This is a genomic window from Bradyrhizobium sp. USDA 223, assembly GCF_044909005.1.
Lineage (GTDB): Bacteria > Pseudomonadota > Alphaproteobacteria > Rhizobiales > Xanthobacteraceae > Bradyrhizobium > Bradyrhizobium yuanmingense.
Window position 1 is genome coordinate 1,245,006 of the sequence record NZ_JBIYDR010000001.1, and the last position, 17,805, is coordinate 1,262,810.

Sequence of the window (17,805 nt, forward strand, 5' to 3'; positions counted from 1 at the left end):
CGATAACATTCCGCCATGACCGAACAGGCCCTTCCGGTCGGCCCTGCCGACATCGATGCCGCAGCGCGCGTGATCGCGCCTTACGCCATTCGCACCCCGCTGTTGTCCTTCCCCGTGCTCAACGAGCGCGTCGGTGCAAAAGTGTTCCTGAAGCCGGAGATGCTCCAGCGCACCGGCTCGTTCAAGTTCCGCGGTGCCTTCAACAAGGTGTTCTCGATCCCGCAGGACAAGCGCGCCGGCGGGGTCGTCGCGTTCTCCTCCGGCAACCACGCGCAGGGCGTGGCGGCGGCGGCAAAGATCCTGGACATGCAGGCAACCATCGTGATGCCCGCCGATGCGCCGCTGTCCAAGCGCGAGCGCACCAAATCCTACGGCGCCGAGGTCGTGCTGTACGATCGCTATAACGAGGACCGCGAGGCGATCTCGCGCGGCATCGCCGAGAAGCGCGGCGCGACGCTAGTCAAACCCTATGACGATCCCTTCGTGATCGCAGGGCAGGGCACCGCCGGCCGCGAGATCGCCGAGGACATGGCAACGCTTGGCCTCAGTCCCGACATCGTGGTGGCGCCGGCCTCCGGCGGCGGTCTGATCGCGGGTGTCGCGACCGCTGTGAAGGCGCGCTATCCGCAAGCCGAGATCGTGGTCGCCGAGCCCGAGGCCTTCGACGATCACGGCATTTCACTCAGCTCAGGCCATCGCGAGCCGCATCCGCCAGCCGGCCGCACCATCTGCGATGCGCTGATGGCGCTGATGCCGGGCGAGATGACGTTTGCGATCAACAGCAAGCTCTTGGCGCGCGGCGTCACGGCGTCGGACAAGGAAGTCGGCGCGGCGGTCGCCTTTGCCTATCGCGAGCTGAAGCTGGTGGTGGAACCCGGCGGCGCGGTGGGGCTTGCTGCGCTACTCGCGGGCCGCCTTGATGTGGCCGGCAAGAACGTCGTCATCGTGCTGTCAGGCGGCAATGTGGATGCGGATCTGTTCGCGGAGCTGGTGGCCTGACTTTGGCTGAAACGGTGTGAGCCGCAGTCCACCGCGTGGGCAGGGCAATCGCATTCGAATTTCGAGAGGCCGTCATGCCCGGGCATGACGACGTAGAGAGAGTTGGTGCCCATGGCCCACATCTCATTGCGATAGTCCTCCCCCGCAAGCGGGGGAGGGAGCGCACCTTCCTTCTTGCCCAATCAGTGCGTGAAGCCGCCGCGACGGTTGCCGCCATTGTTCATGCTTGGCGCCTGGTTCATTGACTGCCGGAAGTTGTTGTTGCTGCTGACCATGCGGTTCGGCACCGTGTTGAGCTGCGGACGGCTCGTCTGCACGTTGGTCTGCACCTGCACCTTGTTGACTGGGCTAATGTTGGGCCTCACGATGCCGGTGTTGCCGTTGTTGACGCGGATCGGCTGGTTCTGCGTCTGAACGTTGACCGGCTTCACGTCGATCTTGGTGCCGCCTTTGCCGACATTCACCGGCATGCTCACGATCTTGGGCGGAGAGCCGTTGCCGGCATTGTTGCCGCCGTTCTGCGGCTTGTTGGTCGCAGGCAGGGTCACGATCTTGCCGATGCCGACCTTGCCGTTGATCGTGTTGGTCGGCGCAGGCAGCGTGACGATCTTGCTCGGGGTCTGCGGCGGCGTGCCGTTCTGCGGGCTCGGCTGGTTGTTGCCGGCAGGCAGGGTGACGATCTGGCCGCCATTGCCGAGCTTGCCGACGACATTGCCGTCGAGCGGCTTCTGCACGACCGGCAGATTGCCGTTCACCTGCGCGCCATTGCCCTGCTGCATCAGCGGCATGTATTTGGGCTGGCCGAGATTGCCGATCTTGATCGTCGGAGCAATGTTCTGCGGCGCCAGGAACTTGGTCGCCTGCATCAGGGGGATCTGCTTCGGCTGCGCCTGCAGCTTCAGCGCGACCTGCGCATAGGGGCTGTTGCCGTAGCTGTCATAGAAGCTCTTGTAGGCGAGCGGCGAGTTGGCGAGCACCGCCTTGTGCCAGGCCTGCGAGATCAGGATGTTGTTGAGCAGCCAGCGGATGTGGTCGCACAGCGGGTCGTGCGGGTACATCCGGATGAACTCCTGATAGTACTCCGGCCGGCCCTCGGACACCACGTAGTCATAGGCCTGGCGGGTGGAGCGGCTCGGCAAATTGGAGGCCATCTGCACGACCGGCGCTTTCACCGGCGCGCGGTTGGCGGCAACGGCGGTGTCACCGAAGAAGGTGAAGTCGCTCGTCAATGAGGAGCTCTCCCACGGAATCTGCGCGCCGCTGGTGGTCTGGTTGACCTGCAGGCGCACGCGCTTGAACAGCTGCTCGATCGGCACGTTGGGCTCGCGCGCGACGTTCAGGAACGCCTGTGTGTACGGGCTGTGGCCATTGGTGCCGTCGAGCGCCTCGGCGCCTGGCGCGGTCGAGTAGCCGACGATCGAGCCGTTCGGCGCATCGACGATTGCCAAGCCGCGGCCGGCGTCGTTGATTTCAGGGAACGGGTTGTTGCGGCAGGCATCGAGGATGACGATGCGCATGCGGCTCGGGATCGTCTCCAGCGTCGACATCACGTCGACGAGGCGCAGCGAATTGTTGACCAGCTCGGTCGGGCTGGAAACCTTGGCGTCGACCGGAACGAGATAGTTCTCGCCGGCGAGCTGCACGCCGTGACCGGCGTAATAGACCATGGCCACCGTGTTCGGACCGCGCGAGGCGACCTTGGCGGAGAAGTCCTGGACGACGCGGAGCATGTCGTTCTGGGTCAAGTCGGTCGCGGCGACCACTTCGAACCCGGCGGAGTTCAGGAACTGCGCCATCGACTGGGCGTCATCGTCGGGGTTCGCAAGCTGCGGCGCGTTCTGGTAGTTGGCATTGCCGATCACCAGCGCCACCCGCTGCTCCGGGCCTTGCAGCCCGGTGGGGGCAGGCTGCACCGGGGCGACTTGCGCGGAAACGGGCCCGCAGGCGAAGCCGAACAGGCTTCCCAACAGGCTCGCCGTCATGAAAAAGGGCTTTAGGCGGAACATGGCGTGCTCCTTTGGCACTCATCTCGATGCGGATTGGTTGCGGCCAAGCTTGGCTGCGTTCGAGCCTTGCGGTCCGTGATCCCAGTCACCATGCTCGCCTCCGTGATCTGAATCACGCTCGGAACCTGTTATGGTTAGCGATCGATTGGGAGGACGTCCGCCACATGCTGAAATCGATCGATCCGATCCTGACGCCCGATTTGCTCTGGCTGCTCGCCGCGATGGGCCATGGCGACGACCTCGTGTTCGTCGACGCCAATCACCCCGCCACCCGGATCGCGCAGAGCACCTCGTCGCAGCGCCTGATCCAATTGCCGGGCATGACGATGGAAACTGCCATCCGGGCCATCATGTCGGTCTATCCGCTCGACAATTTCGATCCCGATCCGGTGCGTGTGATGATGCCGGTCGACGATCCCGACCGCGTGCCCGAGGTGCAGCGCGCGGTGCTCGCGGAGATCGCACGTGCTGCTGGTCGGCCGGTCACGCCCGGCAAGCTCGCGCGTCGCGATTTCTATCGCGCGGCAGCGGCAGGCTTTGGCGTCGTGCAGGTCGGTGACAGCAGGGGCTATGGTTGCTTCCTGATCAGGAAGGGCGTGATCGGTTAGGAATATCATGAAGCATCCATCCTCACTGATCGTGTTCGGCGGCCTTCCAGGTACCGGTAAGACGACGATCGCTCGCGAACTCACCGCCAGGCTGGCGGCGACCTATCTTCGTATCGATGCGATCGAGCAGCCATTGCGGGACGCAGGCCTCATCGTCGGCGCAGCCGGCTATGCCGTTGCCAACACGCTCGCCGCCGAAAACCTCAAGCTCGGGCGCATCGTCATCGCGGACTGCGTCAATCCCGTGCTGGCAAGCCGCGCCGGATGGCGGCAGACCGCCTTGCGAACCGGCGCAGCCATCGTCGAGATTGAAGTGATTTGCAGCGAACCGGCGTTACACCGGCAGCGCGTGGAAAACCGGCTGCCCGACATTGACGGTCACAAGGTTCCAACCTGGGATGACGTCGTGAGCCTGACTTTCGAACCGTGGGATCGGGAGCACTTGGTGCTCGATACGGCCGAGAGTTCGCTCGATCATGTCCTGGACCGCGTTGAAGCGCATGTGCGCGACAAGATGGGCTACAGCAGAATGGCTTTAGGTTGAATCGATTGCCACGGGCTCGGTGCAACCTCTCCCGCTTGCGGGAGAGGTTGCACCGAGGGCGCGGGTGAGGGCTTTCTCCTCTAGGGGGCTATCCCATTGCGGAAACACCCTCTCCCGCAAGCGGGAGAGGGAGTGCACCTCGCACTCGAATTTGAGTGGCCTTCTCGCATCCGCCTGTCTATCGTCGATTCATGTCTCGCCTTCTGTGTCTCTTCATTGCTGTCGTCCTGTCGCTGCTGCCCGCCGTCGCACCCGCCGAGCCCGTGCAAAAGCGCCCCAAGCCGGTCTGGAAGGGCTACGGCTTCCTGCCGGGCTATCGGCAGCCGCTCAGCAACAGCATTCCGCTCTACAAGCAGAAAGACGCCATGCGCCGCCTGTCGCGCGCAGACCGGCGCCATTGGTACATCGACCCGGTTCCGCAATTTTATCGCTGGGACGGCGAGTGGCACTATTTCGGCCGCCCCGGATTCAACGGCGGCCGCTACAACGGCGGCAGCTTTGGTCCGTGCTGGACGCGCACGCCGATCGGTCCGATCTGGAATTGCGGGTGAGGCGCGCGGCGGTTAGGGAAAGCTACGGACGACCTCGATCAAGCCGACGATTGCCGCATTGAACGCATCGAGCTCCTCAGCCGGAATCCAGTACTCCAGATGTGAACGTCCGCCCGCTTCCTGCACATCGTATTTTTCGATGAAGCTGCGCTTGACTGTGAAACGGGTCACGAAGCCCGATCCGCTCGCCGGGACATTCCAGTCCCGCGCGATCTTGATGGCGTAGTCTTCGGTCAGCACCGGATAAAAGATCGGCTGGTCAGGCAGGCGCGGCGGAAACGCGCGCATGCCGGATTGCTGGATCAATTCCAGCTCTTTTGGACCGACGGGCCGCCAGAGGGTGAGAGTATCTTCGGTGGGGGACATGGGCGTGAGGTCCAAGATCGAGCGTCGTCGTTGCGAGCGCAGCGAAGCAATCCGGAATCCTTCCGCGGAGACAGCCTGGATTGCTTCGCTGCGCTCGCAATGACGGGGTTGGGGAGTGCGCGCTCTCTTACGAAAAGAACGCGATCTTCTCGGCCTGGGTCATGCGGCGGATCGGGGCGAGCGGGTCGTTGGCCGGTGCGCGGGGTTTTTGCAGGATGCCGCTGGCGAGGATGGTGGCGCCGAGCGAGGCGTCGGACATGGACGCGGGCAGGGGCGAGGGCATCGGCAGCGTCGCGGTCGGGGCTGCCGCCATTGATGCGGTGGCCGCCATGGCCGGCGCCTGCTGCTCCATCACTTCGGCGGCGGCTTCCGCAATGGCGTCGGTGAGGCGCGCGAGCGAGTCCAGCGCGATCGGCGCGTCTGCGGCGGGCTCTTCGGCGATGGCTGCGAGGACAGGCTCGGCTGCGACCGGCTCCGGCTGTTCGGTGGCAATGGGCGCCACGAGATCCGAGAGCGCCGGCTCCGGCGTCGCGGCTGCCATCTCCACCGGCTCGATGATCTCGTCGAAGTCGGGATCGGGCGCGGCCATCTCCATCGCGATGGCCTCGAGGATGGCTTCGTCCTCGGCCTCGGCTGCGGCGTCGAGCGCGAACTCCTCGCTGACTTCCGTCAAGGCCTCAGGCTGAGCGGCCGGCTCTTCAAACGCGACGGCTTCGAGCTCGGCATCATCAGGCGCGACGTTTTCGAGCGCCGCGCTTTCGGCAGGGATCCGGCTGTCGGCCGCGATCCCCTCGGCGGCAGCGGCGTCCATGGCCTGCTCGGCCATGGCGGCGGTTTCAGCGGCCGCCGTTGCTTCGACGGCCGCATCGAGTTCCGGAGCTGCTGCGATCTCTTCGCGCGTCTCCGTAAAAGCCACGGGTGCGTCGCCGGCCATCGCCGCAGGCGCCGTCTCGACGGGCGAGGCTTCTGCGACCGATGAAGCCGCCTCCTGGGCCGGAGCGGCCCGCGGCGTTGCGTCGCCGTCGAGCTGCTCGACGCGGTCCTTCAGCAGATCGAACGCAGCCTTGAGCTCGATGCGGGGATCGAGGGTCGAGATCTGCCCGCAGGCGGCCTCGATCGAGGCGAGCTGCGAATCAATGAGGTCGCAGATTCGCCCGTCGGCGCCGATCTCGCGCCAGCGCCAGGAGATCTCCTTGATGATGCGGACCCCGCGCGGGATCGGCGCGAGACTCGCCTCGATCGCGCCGGGATCGACCGCGGCGAGCGCGATCGTCTCGGCCTCGCGGATGGCGCGGCGGATCTCGACCAGCGCCTCGGGCAGGCGGTCCTCGACGACCGGTTGCCGCTGTGCCGCAAGGGTTTCCTCGATTTTCGCGACCGCATCCAGCACCATGCGCGTGTCGGCGTTGCGGTTGCGCTTGGCATATTCGCCGAGGAACCAGCGGCCGCGCGCGGTCTCCATGAAGGCTTCGCGGATCGCTTCGTAATCCTGCTCGTTCGGCGCGGCCGCGCGGGCAGACATGGGCGAGAGGGCGAATGCTTCGTTGGCCATGACAATCTCGTCGCGCAAATCAGTGCGCGTTACTGTAACGATCACCACGATATCGACCGAATCGCAATTGGTTTGATGCAGTCCGAATCACAAATCCCCATCGCGGCAGCGACGAAGCGGCGATTCGCCGTGAGCCTCGCCGTGTTCTATTCGGCCTTCTTTGCGGTTCTGGGCACGCATGTGCCGTTCTTCCCGGTCTGGCTGAAGGCGATCGGCATCGACGCTGTCTGGATCGGCATCATCGCCGCGCTGCCGGCGATCACGCGCTTCACCACGCTGCCGCAAGTGACCGCCTTTGCCGAAAAGCGGCAGGCGATTCGCGCCGCCATCATGGTGTCGGCGCTGGCCACTGCGATCGGATTTACGGCGGTCGGCCTGCAGCAGCAGCAGCCGCTGGCGCTGTTCCTGGTCTACGCGCTGACCTGCATGATGTGGACGCCGACGATGCCGCTGACCGATGCCTATGCGCTGCGCGGCGTCGCCCGCTACGGGCTCAATTACGGACCCCTTCGGCTGTGGGGGTCGGCGGCGTTTGCCGCCGGCTCGCTCGCCTGCGGCTATCTCGTCGACATCATCGCTCCGCGCGACCTGATCTGGGTCATCGTCGCCTGGGCCGTCGTCGCGGTAGCAGCCAGCCTGCTGCTGCAGCCGCTCGACGATCTCAGGCGGAGGACGCCGGAGCGGCATGCCGGCAAGCCGCTGCTGCGCGATGCAGCCTTCTGGGCCGTGATCGCGTCGGCGGCGCTGATCCAGAGCAGTCACATCGCCTTCTACACCTTCTCGGCCATCAACTGGCAGCTCCAAGGCATCAGCGGGCTGACCATCGCGGTGCTGTGGACGCTGGGCATCATGGCTGAGATCGTCGTGTTCGCGCTGTCGCCGCGCTTCTCGCTGCAGCCGTCCACGCTGATAGCCATCGGCGGCGTGATCGCCGTGCTGCGCTGGATCGTCACCGCGAGCGAGCCGCCGCTCGTGCTGCTCGCGATCGCCCAGCTCGGCCACGGCTTCAGCTTCGGCCTGACCATCGTCGGCACCATGAACCTTTTGGCGCAGCGCGTGTCTTCGCATCAGATCGCGCGCGGGCAGGGCTATTACGCCGCGTGCAACGGGCTCCTGGGGGCGGCGACGTCGATCGCATCAGGCGCGATCTACGCCCGCATCGGCGACAATGTCTATTACGTCATGGCGGCGATGGCCGCTGCCGGTGCCATCCTGATCTGGTCGGCGCGGCATCGCCTCACGGCTCAGCCCCAGAGCGAAGCGTCCGGCGGGTAGACCAGGCTGCCGTCATAGCGCAGGCCGTGCTCGCGGTCGCGCGCCAGCAGCAAAGGGCCGTCGAGATCGACGAAGCGCGCCTGCGGCGTCACCAGCATCGCAGGCGCCATCGACAGCGAGGTCGCGACCATGCAGCCGATCATGATCTCGAAGCCGAGCGCCCGGGCAGCATCGGCCATGGCCAGCGCCTCGGTGAGGCCACCGGTCTTGTCGAGCTTGATGTTCACGGCGTCGTAGCGCTCGCGCAAGGGCGCAAGCGAAGCGCGGTCATGCACGCTCTCGTCGGCGCAGACGGCGAGGGGGCGCTTGATGCGCGCCAGCGCTTCGTCGCGGCCTGCCGGCAGCGGCTGCTCCACCAGGGTGACGCCGGCGGCGGCGCAGGCGGCGAGATTGGCTTCCAGATCGGCCTCGGTCCAGGCCTCATTGGCATCGACGATCAGCTCGGCCTCAGGGGCGGCCTTGCGCACGGCCGCGATACGCTCCGGATCGCCGCCGCCGCCGAGCTTGATCTTGAGCAGCGGGCGGTGCGCCGCTTTGGCGGTCGCCGCGGCCATCGCCTCGGGGGTTGCTAACGAGATCGTGTAAGCCGTGGTGCGCTCCTTCGGCGCCGGGCGGTCCAGTAGGTTCCAGGCGCGCAAGCCCGCCGCCTTGGCCTCGAGGTCGATCAGGGCGCAATCCAGGGCGTTGCGGGCCGCACCTGATGGCATTGCGGCCTGGAGGGTCTCTCGCGTCAGCCCGCCCGCGACGGCCTCCTGCATGGCCTGGATCGCAGCCAGCGTCGCCTCCGGCGTCTCGCCGTAGCGGGGATAGGGCACGCACTCGCCGCGGCCGGTCAGGCCGCCCCGGCTGACCTCCGCCACGACCGTGACGGCCTCGGTTTTGGCGCCCCGGCTGATGGTAAAGCTGCCGGCGATCGGGAAGCGCTCGATTCGCGTCGCCAGAGCTGCAAATTTCATGGAAGTCATTTTGAACTCTGGCGAAATCTGAACCTGCTAGTTACCTCTAGCAACTAACATTAACCCCTTGGGGATACCTTCTCTGGGTAAGGGCGCGTGCGCAACCATCTGATTTTCTCCGCCCCGGCGCGGGAGCGGACATGAGTGGCGATCCGAAGCTGGAACGGATTGCCAAGGGCAACGCCCTGGCACTGTGCGCCACCGGCACCTGGACCGCGAGCTTTGCGCCGGTCCTGGAGCGGATGGTGACTGAGGCCGAGAAGCTCGCAGGCACCCCGCAAAGCATCTTCATCGACGTCTCCGAGGTCGCCAAGCTCGACACGTTCGGCGCCTGGCTGATCGAGCGGCTGCGCCGCAGCCTGACCCAGGGGGCCGTCGAGGCGCAGATCGCAGGGCTCTCCGCCAATTATTCCAGCCTCGTGGACGAGGTGCGGCGGGTCAGGGGGGCGGCCGTGGTCGACAGCGACCCGATCACCATCTCCGGCATGCTGGAGCAGATCGGCCGGACCGTGGCCGGCGTCGCCGGTACGGTGGCAGGCCTCGTCGACATGCTGGGCGCCGTGCTCGCGGCGTGGTTTCGCGTCCTGATTCATCCGCGCTCGTTCCGCCTGACCTCGACCGTGCATCACATGGAGCAGGTCTGCTGGCGCGCGGTGCCGATCATCGTGCTGATCACCTTCCTGATCGGCTGCATCATCGCGCAGCAAGGCATCTTCCATTTCCGCCGCTTCGGCGCCGATATCTTCGTCGTCGACATGCTCGGCGTGCTGGTGCTGCGCGAGATCGGCGTGCTCCTGGTCGCGATCATGGTCGCCGGTCGCTCCGGCAGCGCCTACACCGCCGAGCTCGGCTCGATGAAGATGCGCGAGGAGATCGACGCGCTGCGCACCATGGGGTTCGATCCGATCGAGGTCCTGGTGCTGCCGCGCATGATGGCGCTGGTGCTGGCGCTGCCGATCCTCGCATTCCTCGGCGCCATGGCTGCGCTCTATGGCGGCGGTCTGGTGGCCTGGCTCTATGGCGGCGTTCAGCCCGAGGCCTTCCTGCTGCGCCTGCGCGACGCCATCTCGATCGACCATTTCATCGTCGGCATCGTCAAGGCGCCGGTGATGGCTGCCGTGATCGGCATCGTCGCCTGCGTCGAAGGGCTCGCCGTGCAGGGCAGCGCGGAATCGCTGGGTCAGCACACCACCGCGTCGGTGGTGAAGGGCATCTTCTTCGTCATCGTCATGGACGGCATCTTCGCCATCTTCTTCGCCTCGATCGGGATGTGACGATGGCAAGAGAAACTCAAAGCGAGATCCAGGACCCGATCATCCGCGTCCGCGGCATCACCGTGCAGTTCGGCGCCACGCGCGTGCTGGACGGGCTCAACCTCGACGTCAAGCGCGGCGAGATTTTGGGATTTGTCGGCCCCTCGGGCGCAGGCAAGTCCGTTTTGACGCGCACCATCATCGGCCTCGTGCCGAAGGTCGCGGGCTCCATCGAAGTGTTCGGCGTCGATCTCGATTCCTCGAGCGCGTCGCAGCGGCGCAACGTCGAGCGGCGCTGGGGCGTCCTGTTCCAGCAGGGCGCGCTGTTCTCCTCGCTGACCGTGCGGCAGAACATTCAGTTTCCGATGCGCGAATATCTGCGCGTCTCGCAGCGGCTGATGGACGAGATCACCATGGCCAAGCTCACCATGGTCGGCCTCAAGCCCGAGGTCGCCGAGCGTTTCCCGTCCGAGCTCTCCGGCGGCATGATCAAGCGTGTGGCGCTGGCGCGCGCGCTGTCGCTCGATCCCGACCTCGTCTTCCTGGACGAGCCGACGTCGGGCCTCGACCCGATCGGTGCCGGCGACTTCGACGAGTTGGTGAGGACACTCCAGCGCACTTTGGGGCTGACGGTTTTCATGGTAACCCACGACCTCGACAGCCTATACACAGCATGTGACCGCATCGCCGTTTTAGGGAACGGTAAGATCATTGCGGCAGGGTCGATCGCCGACATGCAGGCCTCGCAGCATCCCTGGCTGAGGCAGTATTTTCATGGCAAGCGCGCCCGCGCGGTCATGGGTTGAGAGCTGGGTTGAGTAGCCGGAGCACCTGATGGAAACGCGGGCGAACTACATTTTGATCGGCTCGTTCACGCTGGCGGTGATCGCCGCCGCGATCGGCTTCGTGCTGTGGTTTCAGTCGCTGCACACGACCAAGCAGCGCAGCCCCTTGCGCGTCGTGTTCGAGGGCCCGGCGGCGGGCCTGCGCAACGGCGGCAGCGTCAATTTCAACGGTATCAGGGTGGGCGAGGTGGTCTCGGTGAAGCTGGACAACCCGCGGCGGGTTGTCGCACTCGCGATGATCGAGAACAACGCCCCGATCCGCAAGGACACGCTCGTCGGCCTCGAATTCCAGGGCCTCACCGGTGTTGCCGCGATCTCGCTCAAGGGTGGCGAGGAGGCTGCGGCCCCGCCGCCGCTCGACCAGGACGGCATCCCGACGCTCACGGCCGACCCCAACAAGCTCCAGGACGTCACCGAGGCGATCCGCGCCACGCTGCAGAACGTCAACAAGATCGTCGCCGACAATCAGGAATCGGTGAAGAACTCGCTGAAGAACCTCGAGACCTTCACCAATTCGCTGGCGCGCAATTCCGAGAAGATCGACGCCGTGATGGCCAAGGTCGACGGCGTCATGCTCAAGGCCGACAATCTCATGCTCGGCCTCAACACGCTGGCCGGCGGCAAGGATGGCGGCGAGCTGTTCCAGGCGGTGAAGTCGATCCGCGAGCTCGCCGAGGATTTCGACAAGCGCTCGGGTGCCTTGATGGCCGACGGCCGCCGCACCCTCGGCGACATCAGCCGGGCCGTGAACAATTTCGATCGCAACCCGACCCGCGTCCTGTTCGGCGCCAGCAATTCGTCGCAGCCCGCTCCGCCGCCCGAGCCGCCGAAGCCTGCGGCAGCGCCGAGGCGGTAGGCGGTAGGGAAGCGCGAATGGGGAGTGGCGAGTAGCGAGTAGCGTATACAGCGTTCCTCACGGATCGATCCCAAACAAAAACGGAGCCCGCGAGGGCTCCGTTTTCATTCGCTATTCGCAATTCGTAATCGGCGAGCTTCCGCTCACCCCAGCCGGCCCGCCGCGTGCGCGAGCAGGGTGTACACCAGGCCCGTCTCCGAGATCAGGTGGCTGCGCAGCTCCTGCGGGCCGCGGCCGTCGCGGGCGACTTCGTCGAGCAGGCGCTCGAACTCGGCGACGTAGCGGTCGACCGTGCCCTTGAAGTTGCGGTCGGCGCGGTACTTGCGGGCGACCTCGTCGAAGGCCTTCTGGCCGGCGGGCGTGTACAGGCGCTTGGTGAAGGCCTTGTTCTCGCCGCGCTGGTAGCGGTCCCACATCTCGGTGGCGAGGTTGCGGTCCATCAGCCGGCCGATGTCGAGCGACAGCGATTCCAGCGGATTGCTGCTGGCCTGCGGCGCCTGCGGCTGCGGCACGGGTGCCGCGCGGCCACGCGGAGCCTGGCCGGCCGGCGCGCCCTGGTTGGCGTCGGTGCGGTTGAGCAGGTCCGACAGCCAGCCGTCACGGCCCTGGTCGTTGCCACCGGGTGCGACCGGCGGCGCTTCGGTGCGACGCGCGGCCGGCATGCCGAGGTCCGGCGGCGGCAGCGTCGAGGCGCTGCCGATGTCGCGCATGCGGGTCTCGGGAGCGCGGCCGCCGACGGCGGCCAGCACCGGCTCTTCCTGGCGCTGCACGGTGGCGCGGCCCGCCGTGGTGACGTCGAGCCCGCGGCCGTGCTGGGCCACGATGCGGTTGAGCTCGGCAAGCGCCTCGATCTGGTCGACGATCACCTTGCGCATCTGCGCCGTGCTCTCGGCGGCCTCCTGCGGCATCTCGAGTACGCCGCGGCGCAGCTCGTTGCGGGTGGCTTCGAGCTCGTTGTGCATCTCGAGAGCCATCTGCTTCATGCTGGCGACGAGGTTGGTGAACTTCTCGGTCGACTGCTTGAACATCGTATCCGCCTCGTCCGTGGTCTGGCGGTAGATGTCGTGCATGGCCTCGATGGTCTGCCGGTGCTCCTCTTCAGACGCCGCGCGCACCGCCTCGAACTGGCGGGTGATCGCGGCCGAGCCTGCGCCGGCGGTCTCGGCGACGACGCGGGCAATGTCGCGGGCGCGCTCTTCGGCCGCGGCAAGCGATTCATCGAGCAGGCCGGTGAAGCGCGACAGCCGCTGGTCGAGATCGGCCGTGCGCAGGTCGATCGTTGTGACGAGCGATTCCAGTGCCTGCTTGCGTTCGGCGAGCGAGGCAGTGGTGTTCTTGTTGCTCTGCTCGACGACCTGCGCGGCCTCGACCAGCGCTTGGCCATGCTTGTCGAACTGGGTCGACAGCTCGCCGAGATCCTGCAGCGCCTTCGTGGTCTTGCTGTTGAAGACGTTGAGCTGCTCTTCCAGGTTCTGCGTCGCCGCGCCGTTGCGCGAGGTGACGTCGTTCATTGCCGAGACGAAGTCGGCGACGCGGGTCACCAGCGCCCGCTCGAGCGAGTTGAGGTTGTCGTGCGCACCGGTCAGCACCTCCTGGAGCAGGATGTTGCCTTCGCGCAGGCGCTCGAACAGGGCGACCGTGTCGGTGCGCAGGATCTTGCTGGTCTCCTGCATCTCCGTGACGGCCGCGATCGAGACCTGGCGCGACTGGTCGATTGCGGAGCGCGAGGCCTGCTCGAGGTCCTTGAGCGACTTCCCGACGGCGCTGGTGGCGACCTCGCTCGCCGCGTTGATGGTGCGGGCGACTTCCGAGCCGTTGCCCATCATGGTCTGCGAGAAGGCCTGGCCGCGCGTCTCGATCGACTTCAGCGCGTCGGAGGTGACGCGGTCGATGTCGAGCGTGAGCTGGCTGGTCTTCGAGCCGATCGCGTCGACCAGTGCGCCGCGCTTGGCGTCGATCATGTTCGACAGGCGGTCGGCCTGCTGCTGCACGTAGGTGACGATCTCGTCGGTCTTGCCGGTCATGGCCTGGCCGAAGCTGGAGCTGGCGGCGAGCACCGAGCGCTCGACGTCGGCCGAGCTCGACTTGACGCGCGAGCTCGCCTCGTTGGAGGCGGAGATCAGCGCGTTCTGGGCGTTGAGCGCGCTGGTCTGGATGTCGTTGGTCGCGTTGGCGGTGGCCGCGCTCAGCGTGCGCTCGATCTCGGTCGAGATCGTGCGGATCTGGCTCGCGGCATCGGCCGAGGTCGAGGTCAGCGAGATCTGGGCTTCACGCGCGCTGTTGAGGATGGTCGAAGCGGTGTCGGCGCCGACCGCGGTCAGCGTGCGCTCGATGTCCGCCGTCAGCGACTTGATCTGGCCCGCCGCATCGGTCGAGGCGGAGATCAGCGTACCCTGGGCCTCGCGCACGCCGCTGGTCAGCGCCTCGATGGTGGCGCCGCCGGCGGTCGCCAGCGCGCGCTGCATCTCGGCCGCGAGCGAACGGACCTGGCTGGTTTGTTCTGCGGAGACAGCAAGAAGGGTGCTCTGGGCGTCGCGGGCGCTGGTGGTGATCGTCTCGGCGGTGGTCTGGCCGACCTGCGAGAGCGAGCGATGCACTTCGGCCGCGAGCGACTTGACCTGGCTCGCCGCGTCCGAGGACGCCGTCACCAGCGTGCTCTGAGCCTCGCGGGCGCCGCTCATGATGGTCTCGGCCGTCGAGGTGCCCGCCATCGTCAGCGAGCGCTGCACGTCCGAGGACAGCGCCTTGATCTGGTTTGCGGTCTCGGTCGAGGCCGCGATCAGCGTGCTCTGCGCATCGCGGGCGCCGGCGGTGATCGACTCCGCCGTGGCGGTGCCGGCCATCGACAGCGAGCGCTGCACGTCGGCGGTGAGCGTCTTGACCTGGCTCGCCGCATCCGAGGACGCCGTGACCAGCGTGGTCTGCACCTCGCGGGCGCCGGCCAGAATCGAGGCCGCAGTGGCGGAGCCCGCCGCCGACAGCGTGCGCTCGACGTCGGCCGCCAGCCCCTTGATCTGGTTGGAGGCTTCGCCCGAGGCCGCAACCAGCGTCGACTGCGCTTCGCGCGCGCTGGTCAGGATCGAGTTCGCCGCACCGGTGCCGACTGCGGTCAGCGCCTGCTCGACCTCGGCAGAGGTCATCTTGAGCTGGGCGTTGACATCGGAGGAGACCGTCAGCAGCGACTGCTGGGCGGTGCGCGCGCCGGTCTGGATGGTCTCGCTGGTGTTGACGACGAGGTTGGTGAGCGAGCGCTCGGCGTCCTCGACATGCGAGCGGATCGCGGTCGAGATCATCTCGGCGCGGGACATCATGTCCTCGCTGGCCTGGCGTCCGCTGCTTTCGATGCGGCCGGCGACGGCCTCGACGCGCGAGCCGAGCAGGTCTTCGAACTGTGCCACGCGCACGTCGATGTCGCTGGCGACCGAGCCGACCTTGGTCTCGATGGCCTGCTGGATCTCCTGGAAACGCGCGGTGACCGTGTCGGTCAGATGGGTGCTGCGGCCGTCGATGATCTCGGCAACCCCGGTAATGCGGCGATCGACCGCCTCGATCGCCTGCGCGGTGCCGTCGGTGAGGGTCGAGGTGAGGAGGGTCAGCCGCGTATCGATCGACTGCACCGCCTGCGAGGCGCCGTTCGTTACCGCGGTGGTCAGGTAGGTGAGGCGGGAATCGATGGATTCGAGCGCCTGCGTCGCGCCGCCGCTGAGCGTCGTCGTGAGATGCGTCAGGCGGGTATCGATCGTCTGGATGGTCTGCGATGCACCGTCGGTCAGCGAGCTCGTGAGGTGGTTGAGGCGCGCATCGATGGTTTCGATGGCCTGCGTTGCGCCGCCAGTGAGCGTCGTCGTGAGGTAGGTGAGGCGGGAGTCGATCGACTGGATCGCCTGCGCGGCACCGTCGGTCAGCGAGTTCGCCAGCGTGTTGATGCGTCCGTCGATGGTCTCGGTCATCGACTTCGCGCGGCTGTCGAACGACAGCTCGAGCGCGGCGACGCGGCCGACGAGCTGCTCGTCGAAGGTCCTGATGTGGCCTTGGATGGTGCCGTCGAGGCTGGCGATCTTGCCGTTCAGCGAGGCATCGATATTGCCGACACGTTCGCCGATCGTGGTCTCGAACTGCGCGAGGCGCTGGTCGAGCACCGCCGTGATCTGGCCGCCGTTCGAGGTGAAGCGGGTGTCGAAATCGTCGACATAGGTCTTCAGCGTTTCGGCGATATCCTGCGTGCGCTGGCCCATGCGCTCGACGATCTCGCCGCCAAAGGTCTTCACGGTGCGGTCGAATTCGGAGATGTGGCGGGTGATCAGCGCGCCCAGCGTGCCGGAGTCGCGGGCGAACTTCTCGACCAGCTCGGTGCCCTGGTTCCGCACCAGCTCGTCGAACGCGCTCATCTGCAGCGACAGCGAATCGTGCGCGGTCTCGGTCTGGCTGACGACCTTGGCGACCAGGGCGTTGACGGTGGCGTCGAGCGCCTCGCTGGCCTTGTCACCGCTCGTCATGATCTGGCCGGCGAGGCGGTTGCCGGCGTCGTCGATCTTGGCGGAGATGTCGTTGGACCGCAGCTCGAGCTCGAGCAGCAGGGAGTCCGACGAGTTCTTCAAGGAATCGTGCACCTGCTCGGTGCGCTCGGAGATGCCGTCGACGATCGCGGCGGAACGCTGCTCGAACTCGCCGGTGATGCGGTCGATGCGCTCGTTCAGCATCTCGTGGACGCGGTCGGCGAGGTCGACGAATTCGTCGTGGACGTGGCCGGTCTTGAAGTTGAGGCTGGTGGTCAGCCGCTCGCTGGCGTCGAGCACGGCGCGCGTGGTCTCGTTGCTGGCCTCCTCGAGACGGTCGAGCAGGTCGCCGCCGCGCTCGCCGAGCGCCAGGATCATGTTGTCGCCGGCATTGCTCAGCGCCTGAGTGATGTGGGCGCCGCGCTCTTCCAGAGCGCCGGTGATCGACTTGGCCACTTCGTCGACGCGGGAGGCGATCGCGTCCGAGATCAGCGCGATGTCGTGGCGCAGGTCGATCTGCACGCCGGAAATGGCGCTGCGAACCTGCTCGGCCTGGCCGACCAGGTTGTCGCGCTGATGCGCGATGTCCTGGAGCAAAGCGCGGATGCGCACCTCGTTGTCGGAATAGGCGCGTTCGAGCGCGGCGACCTCGTTGGCGACCAGCGTCTCGAGCTCACCGGCGCGCGCGATCGCACGCTCGATGCCGTCGCCCATCGCCGCGACCTCGCGGCGGATGGCCTGGCCGACGGTGACCATGGAATCGGAGGCCGAGCCTTCCGGCTCGGAGAAGCGGATCGCGACCTGCGCCATCGCCTGCGCGATCATGCGCATTTCCTGGCCGCGCCAGACGAGGCTCGCGAGGAAGTAGAACAGCATGACTGGCGCGAAGAACATCGCGACGAGGCCGGCGATCACGAGCACGCCGCCGCTCTGGCCCATCGCGGCCTGGATCGAGGGCAGGAAGCCGACGGTCAACGCGGCGCAGGCGGCGAGCCAGATGCCGGCGAAGATGGTGGCGAAGGTGTAGACGCTGCGCGCAGGGCGGCCCTTCTGCAGCGCCTGGAGCAACTGGCCGATGGTCTCGCGATCGTCGTTGGCAGCGCGGCGCGCGGCGCGCGGCTCCTCGACCGGGTCGAACACGGTCGAGCGCTCGTTGGCGGCGGGGCGCGGCTCGAAGCTCGGCTCGTCGAAGACCGGAGGCGCGGCCGGCGGCACCGGGGGCGCCGCTTCGTTGCGCATTGCGGCGTTGCGGCTGGTATCGGCCGCGGTGTCGCTGATGTTCAGAGCTTCCTGGATTGCAGAAAGCGCAACTTCTGTAGGGTCTTTGACCTTTTTCGGAGTGTTCGCCATGTTCAGTCCGAGCCCTCGTTACTTGTACGCGTCCCCCCGCGAGCCCTGCGCGCGGCGCAAGCCCACAGACCGGATCATGCCGCTTGCGCGGATCTCCGAGCCGTCCCCACCCGGACGGCTTGTCCGCCAATTTCTGCAACATCCTATT

13 protein-coding genes are annotated in these 17,805 nt (G+C 66.7%); 8 read left to right on the forward strand and 5 right to left on the reverse strand.

All coding sequences use genetic code 11. The annotated features are described in order from the left end of the window. Positions 1-15 precede the first annotated feature (15 nt). The gene (locus tag ABIA40_RS05395; RefSeq protein WP_157280849.1) at positions 16-999 is read left to right on the forward strand and encodes a threonine/serine dehydratase; all 984 of its coding nucleotides are present in this window, start codon (positions 16-18) and stop codon (positions 997-999) included. A gap of 182 nt (positions 1,000-1,181) precedes the next feature. Here ABIA40_RS05395 and ABIA40_RS05400 read toward each other — a convergent pair whose 3' ends face one another. Further along, positions 1,182-3,005 carry a caspase family protein gene (locus tag ABIA40_RS05400; protein WP_404539667.1) on the reverse strand — a complete coding sequence of 608 codons (1,824 nt, stop codon included), beginning with the start codon at positions 3,003-3,005 and terminating at the stop codon, positions 1,182-1,184. 164 nt (positions 3,006-3,169) lie between these two features. Between ABIA40_RS05400 and ABIA40_RS05405 the strand changes: the two genes are divergently transcribed. The 3 genes from ABIA40_RS05405 to ABIA40_RS05415 all read left to right on the forward strand — a co-directional run bounded on the left by ABIA40_RS05405 (position 3,170) and on the right by ABIA40_RS05415 (position 4,708). Next, positions 3,170-3,613, forward strand: a complete 444-nt coding sequence (locus tag ABIA40_RS05405) for an RbsD/FucU family protein (RefSeq protein WP_404539670.1) — start codon at positions 3,170-3,172, stop codon at positions 3,611-3,613. Positions 3,614-3,620: 7 nt separating this feature from the next. Next, the gene (locus tag ABIA40_RS05410; protein WP_404539672.1) at positions 3,621-4,157 is read left to right on the forward strand and encodes an AAA family ATPase; all 537 of its coding nucleotides are present in this window, start codon (positions 3,621-3,623) and stop codon (positions 4,155-4,157) included. A gap of 191 nt (positions 4,158-4,348) precedes the next feature. Further along, entirely contained in the window at positions 4,349-4,708 is a 360-nt protein-coding gene (locus tag ABIA40_RS05415; RefSeq protein WP_404539675.1) for a hypothetical protein, read from the forward strand. 12 nt (positions 4,709-4,720) lie between these two features. Here the strand turns inward: ABIA40_RS05415 and ABIA40_RS05420 are convergent, their stop codons facing one another. Together ABIA40_RS05420 and ABIA40_RS05425 are read right to left on the reverse strand one after the other, a co-directional pair. Further along, positions 4,721-5,074: an ADP-ribosylation/crystallin J1 gene (locus ABIA40_RS05420; RefSeq protein WP_271537479.1), complete on the reverse strand. Its 354-nt coding sequence runs from the start codon at positions 5,072-5,074 to the stop codon at positions 4,721-4,723. 127 nt (positions 5,075-5,201) lie between these two features. Beyond that, positions 5,202-6,626, reverse strand: coding sequence for a hypothetical protein (locus ABIA40_RS05425; protein ID WP_271537456.1), 1,425 nt, complete (start codon positions 6,624-6,626; stop codon positions 5,202-5,204). A 75-nt stretch (positions 6,627-6,701) separates the two neighbouring features. Here ABIA40_RS05425 and ABIA40_RS05430 point away from each other — a divergent pair, with 75 nt between their 5' ends. After that, entirely contained in the window at positions 6,702-7,901 is a 1,200-nt protein-coding gene (locus ABIA40_RS05430; protein WP_404539678.1) for an MFS transporter, read from the forward strand. Here ABIA40_RS05430 and dgcA read toward each other — a convergent pair. Then, positions 7,871-8,866 (reverse strand): N-acetyl-D-Glu racemase DgcA, encoded by a 996-nt coding sequence (gene dgcA, locus ABIA40_RS05435; protein ID WP_271537461.1) that lies wholly within the window; start codon positions 8,864-8,866, stop codon positions 7,871-7,873. The genes ABIA40_RS05430 and dgcA overlap by 31 nt on opposite strands. A 131-nt stretch (positions 8,867-8,997) precedes the next feature. On the opposite strand from dgcA, the gene ABIA40_RS05440 reads away from it, so the two are divergent. The 3 genes from ABIA40_RS05440 to ABIA40_RS05450 are packed head-to-tail and all read left to right on the forward strand — an operon-like array spanning position 8,998 to position 11,811. Next, positions 8,998-10,131, forward strand: coding sequence for an ABC transporter permease (locus ABIA40_RS05440; RefSeq protein ID WP_157280843.1), 1,134 nt, complete (start codon positions 8,998-9,000; stop codon positions 10,129-10,131). 2 nt (positions 10,132-10,133) lie between these two features. Next, positions 10,134-10,916, forward strand: a complete 783-nt coding sequence (locus tag ABIA40_RS05445) for an ABC transporter ATP-binding protein (RefSeq protein WP_271537463.1) — start codon at positions 10,134-10,136, stop codon at positions 10,914-10,916. Between the two features lie 28 nt (positions 10,917-10,944). Further along, the gene (locus ABIA40_RS05450) at positions 10,945-11,811 is read left to right on the forward strand and encodes an MlaD family protein (protein WP_057028765.1); all 867 of its coding nucleotides are present in this window, start codon (positions 10,945-10,947) and stop codon (positions 11,809-11,811) included. 143 nt (positions 11,812-11,954) lie between these two features. Here the strand turns inward: ABIA40_RS05450 and ABIA40_RS05455 are convergent, their stop codons facing one another. Continuing rightward, a complete protein-coding gene (locus ABIA40_RS05455; RefSeq protein ID WP_404539683.1) occupies positions 11,955-17,657 on the reverse strand; it encodes a negative regulator of septation ring formation in 5,703 nt (1,900 codons plus the stop codon). Positions 17,658-17,805 lie beyond the last annotated feature (148 nt).

Coding starts and splice junctions, on each gene's coding strand:
- ABIA40_RS05395 (WP_157280849.1), top strand. CDS start 16: ATGACCGAACAGGCCCTTCCGGTCGGCCCTGCCGACATCGATGCCGCA.
- ABIA40_RS05400 (WP_404539667.1), bottom strand. CDS start 3,005: ATGTTCCGCCTAAAGCCCTTTTTCATGACGGCGAGCCTGTTGGGAAGC.
- ABIA40_RS05405 (WP_404539670.1), top strand. CDS start 3,170: ATGCTGAAATCGATCGATCCGATCCTGACGCCCGATTTGCTCTGGCTG.
- ABIA40_RS05410 (WP_404539672.1), top strand. CDS start 3,621: ATGAAGCATCCATCCTCACTGATCGTGTTCGGCGGCCTTCCAGGTACC.
- ABIA40_RS05415 (WP_404539675.1), top strand. CDS start 4,349: ATGTCTCGCCTTCTGTGTCTCTTCATTGCTGTCGTCCTGTCGCTGCTG.
- ABIA40_RS05420 (WP_271537479.1), bottom strand. CDS start 5,074: ATGTCCCCCACCGAAGATACTCTCACCCTCTGGCGGCCCGTCGGTCCA.
- ABIA40_RS05425 (WP_271537456.1), bottom strand. CDS start 6,626: ATGGCCAACGAAGCATTCGCCCTCTCGCCCATGTCTGCCCGCGCGGCC.
- ABIA40_RS05430 (WP_404539678.1), top strand. CDS start 6,702: ATGCAGTCCGAATCACAAATCCCCATCGCGGCAGCGACGAAGCGGCGA.
- dgcA (WP_271537461.1), bottom strand. CDS start 8,866: ATGACTTCCATGAAATTTGCAGCTCTGGCGACGCGAATCGAGCGCTTC.
- ABIA40_RS05440 (WP_157280843.1), top strand. CDS start 8,998: ATGAGTGGCGATCCGAAGCTGGAACGGATTGCCAAGGGCAACGCCCTG.
- ABIA40_RS05445 (WP_271537463.1), top strand. CDS start 10,134: ATGGCAAGAGAAACTCAAAGCGAGATCCAGGACCCGATCATCCGCGTC.
- ABIA40_RS05450 (WP_057028765.1), top strand. CDS start 10,945: ATGGAAACGCGGGCGAACTACATTTTGATCGGCTCGTTCACGCTGGCG.
- ABIA40_RS05455 (WP_404539683.1), bottom strand. CDS start 17,657: ATGGCGAACACTCCGAAAAAGGTCAAAGACCCTACAGAAGTTGCGCTT.